The organism is Rhodococcus sp. B10 (genome assembly GCF_011770055.1).
Lineage (GTDB): Bacteria > Actinomycetota > Actinomycetes > Mycobacteriales > Mycobacteriaceae > Rhodococcoides > Rhodococcoides kyotonensis_B.
Window position 1 is genome coordinate 325,551 of sequence record NZ_JAAFYV010000001.1, and the last position, 12,643, is coordinate 338,193.

Here is a 12,643-nt window from a genome sequence, read left to right on the forward strand (position 1 = left end):
CTATCCGCAGCGGCGACCGCGCCGACGGATCGACTTGATACGAATACGGAGAACAGAGTGACAACGAATTCACCGGACGACGGTCAGGACACAGTTCCGGTACTGCGCAATGTCACGGACTTCGAGGCGGTCGACCGCACGTTCGCACAGATGCTGTGCACTCGTGCCGAGCGCGAACCGGACGGCGTTGCGTTCCGCAGCTGGACGAACGGAGCTGTCCGCTCCACCAGTTGGAAAGAGTATCTCGACGCCGTCACCGACGCAGCTCTCGGCCTGCATCGACTGGGCATCGTGCACGGAGACCGGGTGGCGATCATGTCTTCGACCAGAGGGGAATGGGTCGTCGCCGCTCTGGCCATCCTCGCGATAGGCGCCGTACCTGTCGGGGTGTACCCGACCAGCTCAGCTGCCGAAGTCTCCCACGCCCTCGAAAGCACCGGTGCCGTGGCTATATTCGCCGAGAGCGCGAACGACTGCGCCAAGATCGCCGCCGTGGCCACTGAAACACCGGATGTGCGATCGGTGATCGGATTCGACGATGCACCCGATGGATTCGCGAGCGGCGTGCAGGTCACCGAATGGGTGGAACTCCTCTACAGCGGCCGATCGTCGAGCATGGCCGAGCCCACCCTGTTTTCACAGCTCGTCGCCGCCGGTCATGTAGACGACTTGGCTGCATTGTTCTTCACCTCGGGTTCGACTGGTGCACCCAAAGCTGTCAAGCACACGCACCGAACCCTGCAGTACTCGGTGTTGGGGTTCGCCGCGTCGTATCCCGACATCGGATCCACCCGGCACGATATGGTCGGATTTCTCGGCCTCTCTCACGTTGCGCCTGCTCTGCTCGGCGTATTTGCGCCCATCATGACCAAACTGGTCATGACGTACTGCACCATGGACCAGCGGCTGGAAGTCCTACGTGCAGTAAGGCCGAACACTGTTCTGTGGCCACCGCGCATGCACGAAAAACTTGCCAGCGAGACCCTCGACGCACTATCCGAATCCGGCCGCCTCTTCCGTCTTCGGCACGCTGCCGCAATGAAAGTCGCCCGCCGAGTCAGTGCGCTCCGTTGGGCTGATCGGCCGATACCCCGCTACCTCGACACGCTGAACGATGCCGCGGTGAAGTATGCATTCATGCCCCTGCGCGCCAAAGTCGGAATGGACCGAATCACGGTCAGCTGGACCGCCTCTGGAACCATGACACCGGACGTAGCTGCCCTCTGGCATATGTGGGGGCTCGATCTGCGCGAACTGTTCGGCACCACCGAAACATGCGGGTCGGTTATCGCCCAATGGGATAGAGCATTCCCCACCCCCGGCACCATCGGCAAAGCATTGCCCGATCCGCGATGGGCCGTCCGGGTGTCCGAGGAGGGCGAACTCGAGCTGCGCAGCCCGTGTCTGTTCGATGGATACTGGAACAATCAGGACGCGACCGAGTCGGCTTTCGAGGACGGCTGGTATCGCACAGGCGATTTGGTCGACATCGACGCCCACGGCGAAGTTCGAATAATCGGCCGGCTCAAAGACGTTCTCAAGACCAGCGGCGGCAAGAGTGTGAGCCCGCAGCCCATCGAGGTACGACTCAAAGCGAGCTCGCTGATCGAGGAAGCCATAGTTGTAGGAGAAGGGCGCAAATATCTGACCGTGCTGCTCAGCGTCAGCGACGAAGCACAATTGATGGCCCCGCGAGAGCGTGACGCCGCGCTGACGAACTGGATCGACGAAGTCAACACCGAATTGTCGCGGCCGCTGCAGCTGAAGAAGTTCAAAATCTTGCCGCGCGCCTTGTCCGCCGCTGCAGGAGAACTGACAGCCAAAGCGACAATCAGACGGGCAGCGATTCTCGAATCCTTCGCCGAACTCATCGACGAGCTGTACGACGGTGACGAGCAGAACGAGATTGCCCGCCAAGCGCGTTATGCGCCGACGGGCCGCAAGTAGGTGACATCGTGACCGAGCTGCGGATCGAAAACCTGACAACCGAAGAAGTCCGAGAGGCAATCTCGGGAGGCATCCGTACGGCCATTCTCCCCCTGGGCGCAACAGAACAACACGGATCTCATCTACCCTTGTCGATGGATGCAGACCACGCTGATGCGTTGGCGGTCCGCATCGCCCACGAACTCGGCAACGCACTGGTGCTACCCACCATTCGGGTCGGCTACTCCCCTCATCACCTGGGCTTTCCAGGAACACTGACAATTCGGGCGTCTACCCTCGAAGCGCTGTGCGAGGACTACGGGGCGCACCTGACCGACAGCGGATTCGAGCGACTGATCGTGTTCTCCGGGCACATCGGAAACTATCCGGTCATGCGCGAATTCAGCGGTCGGCTCGCTGCCAAGTTAGCGCCGCTATCGCTCGTCGTCTTCGACGACGGCGAGGCGATCATCGACGCCTGGCGCCGCACCGCGGACGAAATAGCCTCCCTGGGCGCATCCGTCGGAGGTCATGCCGACGTCGCGGAAACGTCGGTGATGCTGGCCCTTCACCCCGAGAAGGTGCGAGCGAAGCGCTATGCCCGCGGATTCACAGGAACGGTGGACACGGAATTTCTCGAGCGCACCTTCCGAGACGGCATCGAATCGATGTCCCCCTCCGGCATTCTCGGAGACCCACACGGGGCATCGAACGCCATCGGCGTCGCTTGCCTGCATGCAGTGACCTCGCTGATCGTCCAATACGCGCGACATCACGGCGCCTGACATCCACAAACCCTTCGAGGCGGCTCACATGAACTATCGAACGACCACAAACGGGCTCCACGCACCCTCGACACGCTTGTCCCCCATCGACTCCGGCGACACGGATACTGATTTGACACGGCTGCGCCGACTGTACGGACGCTATCCGACCGGCGTCGCTGCCATCTGCGCACTCGACGAAGACGGTTCTCCAGTCGGCATCGTGGCCACCTCGTTCACACCGGTTTCGATGCAACCGGCATTGGTGTCCATCTGCATCCAGCACACCTCTACGACGTGGCCGCGGCTGGCGGGTACTTCCGCACTCGGAGTGTCGGTCTTGGCCACCGACCAGGAAGCGGCCAGCCGCCAGCTGGCAGCGAAGAATGTGGACAGGTTCGCGGGAACCTCCTGGTTCACCGACGACTCCGATGCTGTGTTTCTCACCGGAGCAGCCGCGTGGCTCGAATGCACCATCTCGACCAGCGTTACCGCCGGCGACCACGACGTGGTCCTACTCGAAGTGCACCACTCCGCAGTCGACGACTCGGCCGAGCCATTGGTGTTCCATGGCAGTATCTTTCGCTCTCTCGCAGCCACGGAACGTCCCCGATGATCACGACCACACGACTCGATGCGGCACTGCAGTCCCTCACAGCCGGCCGTCCGGTAATCATCATCGACGACGACGGGGCCGAGGTGGTGCTGTCCGCTCAGCTCGCCGACACCCACTGGACGGCCTGGGCTATCCGGCACACCTCGGGCCTGCTATGCGCCGCCCTGCCTGCGTCCCGCGCCGACGAACTCGACGTGCCGGCGATGTCCGCTGATGCTCGATACCGTGCCCAGACCACCACCTTCGGTGTTGCCGTCGATGCAGCCGCGGGTGTCGGAACGGGCATCAGCGCCACCGATCGAGCCCGCACCGCACGCACGCTCGCATGTCCCGGCAGTCGACCCACAGACCTGACGCGACCCGGACACGTCCTGACGGTCAGAACGACCGACGGCGGAACACTCGCACGGAGCTCGAAATTCGAGGCGGCAGTGGATCTGTGCCGCCTCGGCCGACTCGAACCGGTGGCGCTGACCGCAGCCCTGCTCGACGACGACGGAGCCGAAATCGCCGCTTCCGCGCGAACCTCCTTCGCCTACGAACACGACGTCCCGATCATCGACGTTCGCGACGTCGCGCACCACCGTCTACACCACGGCGACGGCCACCGCGAACGGGTGCGTCCAGTGGCCAGCCGCACCGTGGACGTACCCGAGGGAACGGTGCACGTCGTTGACTACCTCGACGAGCTGACCGGGGCGTCGCACTTCGCCTGCGTCGGCGTAGGTACAACAGCTACCCACCCGGTGCACGTCATCATCGAATCGTCACACCACGACCCGTTCGTCTCCGCCGCTCCCAGCCAACAAGACTTCGAACAACAGATATCACGGATCGCCGAAGAGGGCGGCACTGTGGTCTACCTGCGCTCCTACTCGTGGTTCCACCGCCGGTGGGCAGTGTCGCAGGACGCGCTGATGCAAGGAGCTGCCGCGGCCGTCGTCGCGAACCTCAGCCGCACGCGAGCAGAGGAACGCAATCGAGAGACGACGACCGGCGCATCCTGTTCTTCAGAGCCGGTGCTCCGGTAGTTGCTTGCCCACAGCACGATCTCGAACGATCCGATCGATCTTTGACCGCAGCGCTCTGACTCGAGCGCTCTACAGCTTGGAGAAACTGTGTCCGGTCTCGATGTGCCCTTGACGCCGCTTCGATTTCTCGAACGCGCCGCCGAGGTCACGCCCACCAAGACAGCCGTCATCGACGGTGACCGCAAATGGACGTACGAAGAGTTTGCAGCAGCGGTGCAGAAACTCGCGAAATCGTTACGTGCGCAGGGAATCTCGGATGGCCAACGAGTCGCCTACCTCGCGACCAACTCAGCGGAACTACTGATCGCGCACTACGCCGTACCGTTGACGCGTGGGGTGCTCGTCGCTATCAACACCCGGCTGTCCGCCAAGGAAATCCACTACATCTTGGAACACTCCGGTGCGCGCACCGTTTTCGGTGATGCAGACCTTCTACGACCTGTGATCGCATCAGGCCTTTCGTTCTCGACAGTGGACCGCTGGGTCCAGCTGCCGGACGCCTCCGGGCGCTACGAAGAACAAGGGGTGCCGGTCCGCTACGATTCTGCGCTCGCCCATGCACGTGGTGAGGACCTACCATGGGACGTCGACGACGAAAACCGAACCATAGCAATCAATTACACGTCAGGCACCACAGGTCGCCCGAAGGGGGTGATGTATTCCCATCGCGGTGCGTATCTCAACTCGCTGGGCAACATCCACCACTCGGGCTTCGACGGTGACACCCGATATCTATGGACGCTTCCGATGTTCCATTGCAACGGATGGTGCACCACCTGGGCAGTGACCGCGGCATTGGGCACGCACATCTGCTACCGGGCCGTGCGCGCGGACACCATGTGGACGCTCATCGACGATCACGAAATCACTCACATGAACGGGGCGCCCACGGTGTTGACTTTGTTCGCCAACGCCGATCGAGCCCACCAGCTCTCAACGCCGCTGACGATCAGTAATGGCGGTGCGCCACCGAGCCCGACGATTATTGCGCGTATCCGGGCACTGGGTGCCACGCTCGTGCACATCTACGGGCTTACCGAGACCTACGGTCCGTACTCGCTGTCCGAACCGAAAAGCGAATGGGCAGCCCTGGATTCGGATACCCAGGCGACGCTGATGGCACGCCAGGGGGTCGGCATGTTGACCTCCGAACGGCTGAGAGTGGTTCGAACGACGACCTCCCCCGACGAAGAGTTGATCGACGTCGCCGCGGACGGCACGGAGATGGGCGAGATCGTGATGCGAGGAAACACGGTCATGAAGGGCTACTACAACGATGATGCGGCGACCCAGGCAGCTACTGCTGGCGGATGGTTCCATTCAGGAGACTTAGGTGTGATGCACCCAGACGGCTACGTGCAGTTGCTCGACCGCGCCAAAGACGTCATCATCTCCGGCGGCGAAAACATCTCGACCATCGAAGTCGAGCAAGCAATCCTTTCCCACCCAGGGGTGCAGGATGCGGCTGTTGTGGGAACACCGGACAACAAGTGGGGTGAGCGACCGAAAGCGTTCGTCATCAGCTACGCGGGCGCGGGGTTGAACGAAGCCTCCGTCATCGCTCACGTCAAAACGCAGATTGCATCCTACAAGGCGCCCAGTTCGGTCGAGTTCGTCGGCAGCCTGCCTCGCACATCGACCGGAAAGATTCGCAAAAACGAACTGCGCGAGGCGGAATGGGCGTCATCGGACATCAGGATCAAAGGATGACACGTTCGACTCCGAGCCGCTGACCACCCACTGCCTCCATGTGAGACGGCGCCGTAGGCGCTTACCTTTCGAAGCCGAATACACTGTCTCGGAGGATTTTCGAATCAGATTCAGTACTGCGTCCACACGCGCGGCGGTCGCCCGCGCTGCGCAGCAACACAACCTCGAACACCTTTCGCGGCGATGAACTACGCAGAATGCCCAATCGCAGAATCACCACTTGTGCAGAGGAATTCACTCTGATGCACTGATGCTCGTTGCTGACAGGACGCAACTCGACGCGCTCCGCGACCCGGACGCGGACCATGTAGCCGCACACACCCTCTCGTCGGCGCCCCTGGCATACCCTCTGCCCATCATTGCGGCTCGGTACAGCCAACCATTCACCCACCGGACGTCATCGATTCAGGAGTACATGTCATGACCAGCACTATTTCCGCCGAACACAATTCGGGACGGAACACCTCGAACGATGTGCAGGAGATCGCCGAAAAGGTGCTGTGGCTCTCGACGTCGATCATTCACCACGCCAACCGAGTCCGACCCAACACAACCGGGCTCAAAGTCGGGGGCCATCAAGCTTCCTGCGCCTCGATGGTCGCGATCATGACGTCCTTGTGGTTCGAACAGTTGCAGCCCGGGGACCGCGTGTCGGTCAAACCGCACGCGTCCCCGGTACTGCACGCGATCAATTACCTCCTCGGCGAACTCGACGAAAAATATTTGACGACACTGCGCTCCTTCGGTGGACTGCAGTCCTACCCGTCGCGGTCGAAAGACCCTGACACCGTGGACTACTCGACCGGCTCGGTCGGTATCGGTGCGACAGCACCGATATGGGGTGCCATGTCGCGCCGCTACGTCGACACCAGCTTCGGCGGAGCGGGTACGGGCCGTCAGTACTCGTTGGTCGGCGACGCCGAACTCGACGAAGGCGCCGTGTGGGAAGCAATCATCGACCCCGGCGTCGCCGAACTCGGTGAAATCGTGTGGATTGTCGACCTGAACCGCCAGTCCCTGGACCGCGTCGTCCCCAACATCGCCGCGCGCAGGCTCGAGAAGATGTTCGACGCCGCCGGCTGGCAAGTCATCACCGTCAAATTCGGCCGCTTGCTCGAAGACCTCTTCGCCCGCTCCGGAGGCGAAGCATTGCGCCGCAGGATCCTGGACATGCCCAATCCCGAGTACCAGCGGCTCCTGCGCTGCACCGCGGACCAAGTCCGTGACCGTCTTCCCGGTGGCGGTCCCGACGCGGCCGCCATTGCCGAGGTCATCGCCGACGTCGAGGACGCCACGTTGGTCGAGTCGATCCGCAACCTCGGCGGGCACGATCTCGACGCACTCCGCGAGGCGTACTCCCGTATCGACGACACCCGCCCCACCGTCATCATCGCTTACACGGTCAAGGGCTTCGGGCTCCCGACCCAGGGCCATCCGCAGAACCATTCCTCGCTACTGAGCATCGACGAGTACGAGGAGCTCGCGCGCACACTCGGCACTGACGCGAGCAGTCCGTGGGGCCGATTCCCTGACGACACCGCCGCCGGACAACTTTGTGCCGAAACAGCAGAACGCATTCGGCGCGAGCCCATCCCGGCCGCCACTCCCCCTGCCGTGCCGACCGATATCGGCCGCACTCCCAAGGGAACCGCTACAACCCAGGCTGCGCTGGGCCGCGTTCTGATCGATCTGACTCGTGAGGTACCCGAGGCCGCCAAGCGCATCATCACCGTCAGCCCCGACGTCAGCTCCACCACCAACCTCGGCGGATGGGTCAACAAGGTCGGCGTCTGGTCCACCGCCGAGCGCCACAACTGGTTCGCCGACGACGCCGAAACCATCATGCACTGGCGCGAAAAGCCCACCGGCCAGCACATGGAACTCGGCATCGCCGAAACAAACCTCGTCGGCCTCATGGGCGAGCTCGGAGCGACCTGGAGCCGGTGGGGTCAGCCGTTGTTCCCGATCGGCGTCATGTACGACCCGTTCGTCGAACGCGCACTCGAACCCTGGTCGTACGGCATCTATGCAGGTGGACAATCCATTCTTGTCGGCACACCGTCCGGGGTGACGCTCGCAGCCGAAGGCGGGGCACACCAGTCGATCAAGACACCGTCCATCGGACTCGAGCAACCCGGCTGCATCACCTACGAACCGGCATTCGCCATCGACGTCGAATGGACACTACTGGCCAGCATCAACCGACTCGGGCGGTCCGACGGAACATCGGCGTATCTGCGCCTGTCGACCCGCCCCGTCGACCAGAAGCTCGCCGACGTGCCCGCCGATCCGGCGGCCCGCGAGCGGCGTCGTCGCCAGGTCGTCGCAGGCGGCTATCCATTGATCCGCCGCGAGGGCGCAGTGGTGACCATCGCTGCGATGGGCGCGATGATGACCGAAGCCCTCGAAGCAGCGCAGCGTCTCGAACAGATCGGCATCGTCGCCGACGTTCTGTGCATCACCAGTCCCGGCGAGCTGTACAAAGCCCTCCAAGCCCGCCGCGGGCACGGCACCGCGGAATCCTGGATTCTCGACCAACTGCTACCGGCCGACCGCGCCACCCCGTTGGTCACGGTCCTCGACGGTCACCCACACACCCTGGCATTTCTCGCCACAGTCAACCGAGTCGCGTCGACCTCGTTGGGAGTCAGCAACTTCGGGCAGGTCGGATCCCTCGACGAGGTCTACAAGTACCACCGGATCGACACCGACTCCATCGTCGGCGCTGCCCTCGACGTCGTCGGGCACTGACGAAGACACAGGAAAGCGAATCATGACGACCACGCAGGAAACGACGACCGTACCGATGCCCGCTCTCGGTGAGAACGTCACCGAAGGCACCGTGACCAGATGGTTGAAACAGATCGGCGACACAGTCGACATCGACGAGCCGTTGCTCGAAGTCGCGACGGACAAAGTCGATACCGAGATTGCATCTCCCGTGGCCGGTGTGTTGGTCGACATCATCGCCGACGAGGATGCCGTCGTCGAGATCGGGGCCCCACTCGCTCTGGTCGCTGTACACGGGACTGCGCAACCTGAAGCCGACATCACCCCCCAAACACAGTTACCGACCAATCCTGACCCACAACGTGCCATCGTTCCTGCGTCCGACGAAAAATGTTCAACAGCAACCCGAACCATCAGTGCTGACAGACCTGCCCTAGTGGATTCCTCGAGTCGGACATCCCCGGGTGCGCCAGAAGTGCCGAACCCCGGGACGTCCGACGACGCAGGTGCAGTCAGGGTCGAGAAACTACCCCGCATTCGCCGCACCATCGCGGCGAGAATGGTCGAATCTCTGCACACCGCAGCACAATTGACGACCGTCGTCGAGGTCGACATCGCAAGGATCGCCGCACTACGGCGGGACCACAAGACCGCCTTCCATCAACGAACCGGACACAAACTGTCCTACCTACCGTTCCTGACGAAGTCTGCAGTGGAATCGCTGGAATCAAACCCGGTCATCAACTCCGCCCTCGACTCCGACGTCACCGAAGTGACCTACCACCGATCGGTGCATCTCGGAATGGCGGTCGACAGCGCCAAAGGATTGATGGTTCCCGTCATTCGCAATGCCCAGAACATGACGATCACCGAACTCGCCCACGCTATCGCAGCAGCCGCAGAATCGGTGCGGACCGGAAAAGTAGGAGCCGACGACCTCACCGGCGGCACGTTCACCATCACCAACACCGGCAGCCGCGGGGCGTTGTTCGACACACCGATCATCAATCAGCCCCAGTCAGCGATCCTCGGGACCGGAGCAGTCGTCGAACGCCTCAAGCCCGCGTACGACGCAGCCGGAAATCTGACGATCGCAGTCGTACCCACCGTGCATCTATCGCTGTCCTACGACCACCGGATAGTCGATGGAGCGGATGCCGCCCGATACCTCACGGACGTCAAAGACCGCCTGGAAAAAGGCTACACAGCAGCGGATCTCACGTGAAACACGAAGCATCATGACCGCCGATGAGCGACGAGCGCCCCGGACCCCGCTGAACACCGTCGACGCCGCGATCCTCGAATTCGCCGAGCGCTGGGCGCCGTTCGGCGGCGGACACGAATTCATCTTTCCCGAATTCGGAATCCGCATCGATGAATTCTACGACCGTTTGGGCCACATTCTGAACCAGATCGATCCGCAGCACCGTAGATCCGCGCTCACGGATGCAGTGCGGCGTAACTACCCTTTTTGGCGTCCGACGTCGTGAACCCGCCGATATCAGCACAGCACTATCTCGGAGATCGAGAGCAGCTCTTATACAAAAGGATTGACACACAGTGACCACGCACCCGTCCCGCCTGTCCAAGCCCGACATACACACCACCGCGGGCAAGCTCGCGGATCTTCGAGAACGTTTAGCGCAAGCCAAGATATCATCTGGTGAGACCTCGGTGGAGAAGGTGCACGCCAAAGGCAAGCTGACCGCCCGCGAGCGCATCCTCGCGCTGCTCGACGAGGGCTCGTTCGTCGAAATGGATGCGTTGGCCCGCCACCGCTCCCAGAACTTCGGCCTCGCCGACAACCGCCCCTTCGGCGACGGCGTCGTCACCGGCTACGGCACCATCGACGGCCGCGACGTCTGCGTCTTCTCCCAGGACGTCACCGTCTTCGGCGGCTCCCTCGGTGAAATCTACGGCGAGAAGATCGTCAAGGTCATGGACCTGGCCATCAAGACCGGCCGCCCGCTCATCGGCATCAACGAAGGCGCAGGCGCCCGCATCCAGGAAGGCGTCGTCTCCCTCGGGTTGTACGGCGAAATCTTCCACCGCAACGTCCAAGCCTCCGGCGTCATCCCCCAGATCTCACTGGTCATGGGCGCCGCCGCCGGCGGACACGTCTACTCCCCCGCCCTGACCGACTTCGTCGTCATGGTCGATCAAACCTCGCAGATGTTCGTCACCGGCCCCGACGTCATCAAAACCGTCACCGGCGAAAACGTCACCATGGAAGAACTCGGCGGCGCCCACACCCACATGGAGAAGTCCGGTGTCGCGCACTACGTCGCCTCCGGTGAACAGGACGCACTCGACTACGTCCGCGACATCCTGTCCTACCTGCCGAGCAACAACCGCGCCGAAGCTCCCCGCTTGGCCCCCTCGGACCCGATCATCGGCGGCATCGAGGACAACCTCACCGCCGAAGACCTCGAACTCGACACCCTGATCCCGGATTCGCCGAACACCCCGTACGACATGCACGAGGTCATCCGCCGCATCCTCGACGACGACGAATTCCTCGAAGTCCAAGAAGGCCGCGCCCGCAACATCATCGTCGGCTTCGGACGCGTCGACGGCCGCTCGGTGGGTATCGTCGCCAACCAGCCCACCCAGTTCGCCGGCACCCTCGACATCGACGCCTCCGAGAAAGCCGCACGCTTCGTCCGCACCTGCGATGCGTTCAACGTCCCCATCATCACCCTCGTCGACGTCCCCGGCTTCCTCCCCGGCACCGGGCAAGAGTTCAACGGCACAATCCGCCGCGGCGCGAAGCTGCTCTACGCCTACGGTGAAGCCACGGTCGGAAAGATCACCGTCATTACCCGCAAAGCCTACGGCGGCGCCTACGACGTCATGGGCTCCAAGCACATGGGCGCCGACGTCAACCTCGCCTGGCCCACCGCCCAGATCGCCGTCATGGGCGCCTCCGGCGCCGTCGGCTTCGTCTACCGCAAACAGCTCCTCGAAGCGGCGAAGAACGGCGAAGATGTCGACGCGCTGCGCCTGAAGCTGCAGCAGGAATACGAAGACACCCTCGTCAACCCGTACGTCGCAGCCGAACGCGGCTACCTCGACGCCGTCATCCCACCGAGCCACACCCGCGGACAGATCGTCTCCGCACTGCGTCTGCTCGAACGCAAACAAGTCACCCTGCCCCCCAAGAAGCACGGAAACATCCCACTATGAGAGTCGAGGACACAGAAGCGAAAACGTCAGCGGCAGTGCAGTTCGGCGGCAACCCTACCGACACCGAGGTCGCCGCACTCATGGCGGTGCTGATCGCTGCGGCGTCGGCCCATCCGCACGTGCCCCGGTCGCCGGTGAGTTCGCTCGGGGACTGGGGTCACCCCACCGACCAGCTGCGTTACGGACTTGATTCGGCACCAGCGCATTTCGTCAACGCTCACTACTCCCGATAGGTGTCCACACGCTCATGTCTTCCATCAATGGTGTTGCACAGAAACGCATTTCAAAAGTCCTTGTCGCGAACCGCGGCGAGATCGCAGTCCGGGTGATCAGGGCTGCAGCGGACGCCGGCCTCACCAGTGTCGCTGTCTACGCCGAACCCGACGGAGGCGCACCCTTCGTGCGCTTGGCAGACGAGGCCTTCGCCCTGGGCGGGCAGACCTCCGCCGAGTCCTACCTCGTCATCGACAAGATTCTCGACGCCGCCAAGAAGTCCGGCGCCGACGCCATCCACCCCGGCTACGGCTTCCTGTCCGAGAACGCCGAGTTCGCTCAGGCCGTCATCGACGCAGGCCTGATCTGGATCGGACCGTCACCGCAGTCCATCCGCGACCTCGGCGACAAGGTCACCGCACGCCACATCGCCACCCGCGCCAAAGCCCCCTCCGTTCCCGGTACCG

11 protein-coding genes are annotated in these 12,643 nt (G+C 62.9%); all 11 read left to right on the top strand.

Annotated features, from left to right (window positions below; genetic code table 11):
- Positions 1-57 precede the first annotated feature (57 nt).
- Entirely contained in the window at positions 58-1,947 is a 1,890-nt protein-coding gene (locus RhoFasB10_RS01205; RefSeq protein ID WP_068431883.1) for an AMP-binding protein, read from the top strand.
- An 8-nt stretch (positions 1,948-1,955) separates the two neighbouring features.
- Entirely contained in the window at positions 1,956-2,711 is a 756-nt protein-coding gene (locus tag RhoFasB10_RS01210; protein WP_068431886.1) for a creatininase family protein, read from the top strand.
- A 76-nt stretch (positions 2,712-2,787) separates the two neighbouring features.
- Positions 2,788-3,306, top strand: a complete 519-nt coding sequence (locus RhoFasB10_RS01215; RefSeq protein WP_068432097.1) for a flavin reductase family protein — start codon at positions 2,788-2,790, stop codon at positions 3,304-3,306.
- Positions 3,303-4,337 carry a 3,4-dihydroxy-2-butanone-4-phosphate synthase gene (locus tag RhoFasB10_RS01220; protein ID WP_068431889.1) on the top strand — a complete coding sequence of 345 codons (1,035 nt, stop codon included), beginning with the start codon at positions 3,303-3,305 and terminating at the stop codon, positions 4,335-4,337. The genes RhoFasB10_RS01215 and RhoFasB10_RS01220 overlap by 4 nt, the downstream gene beginning before the upstream one ends.
- Before the next feature lie 87 nt (positions 4,338-4,424).
- Entirely contained in the window at positions 4,425-6,047 is a 1,623-nt protein-coding gene (locus RhoFasB10_RS01225; protein WP_068431892.1) for an AMP-binding protein, read from the top strand.
- A gap of 420 nt (positions 6,048-6,467) precedes the next feature.
- The gene (locus RhoFasB10_RS01230) at positions 6,468-8,798 is read left to right on the top strand and encodes a pyruvate dehydrogenase (RefSeq protein ID WP_167674732.1); all 2,331 of its coding nucleotides are present in this window, start codon (positions 6,468-6,470) and stop codon (positions 8,796-8,798) included.
- A 22-nt stretch (positions 8,799-8,820) separates the two neighbouring features.
- Positions 8,821-10,002, top strand: a complete 1,182-nt coding sequence (locus RhoFasB10_RS01235; protein WP_167674734.1) for a 2-oxo acid dehydrogenase subunit E2 — start codon at positions 8,821-8,823, stop codon at positions 10,000-10,002.
- Positions 10,003-10,015: 13 nt separating this feature from the next.
- Positions 10,016-10,267, top strand: a complete 252-nt coding sequence (locus tag RhoFasB10_RS01240; RefSeq protein ID WP_114329892.1) for a hypothetical protein — start codon at positions 10,016-10,018, stop codon at positions 10,265-10,267.
- A 70-nt stretch (positions 10,268-10,337) separates the two neighbouring features.
- On the top strand, positions 10,338-11,963 hold the full coding sequence (locus RhoFasB10_RS01245; protein WP_167674736.1) for an acyl-CoA carboxylase subunit beta: 1,626 nt from the start codon (positions 10,338-10,340) through the stop codon (positions 11,961-11,963).
- Positions 11,960-12,196, top strand: a complete 237-nt coding sequence (locus RhoFasB10_RS01250; RefSeq protein WP_167674738.1) for an acyl-CoA carboxylase subunit epsilon — start codon at positions 11,960-11,962, stop codon at positions 12,194-12,196. The genes RhoFasB10_RS01245 and RhoFasB10_RS01250 overlap by 4 nt, the downstream gene beginning before the upstream one ends.
- A gap of 14 nt (positions 12,197-12,210) precedes the next feature.
- Positions 12,211-12,643: biotin carboxylase N-terminal domain-containing protein (locus tag RhoFasB10_RS01255; protein ID WP_277345820.1), on the top strand; the 433-nt coding region annotated here is incomplete at its 3' end.

Bases quoted from the DNA above. Each gene is read 5' to 3' on its own strand.
- RhoFasB10_RS01220 (WP_068431889.1), top strand. From the start codon at position 3,303: ATGATCACGACCACACGACTCGATGCGGCACTGCAGTCCCTCACAGCC.
- RhoFasB10_RS01240 (WP_114329892.1), top strand. From the start codon at position 10,016: ATGACCGCCGATGAGCGACGAGCGCCCCGGACCCCGCTGAACACCGTC.
- RhoFasB10_RS01230 (WP_167674732.1), top strand. From the start codon at position 6,468: ATGACCAGCACTATTTCCGCCGAACACAATTCGGGACGGAACACCTCG.
- RhoFasB10_RS01250 (WP_167674738.1), top strand. From the start codon at position 11,960: ATGAGAGTCGAGGACACAGAAGCGAAAACGTCAGCGGCAGTGCAGTTC.
- RhoFasB10_RS01235 (WP_167674734.1), top strand. From the start codon at position 8,821: ATGACGACCACGCAGGAAACGACGACCGTACCGATGCCCGCTCTCGGT.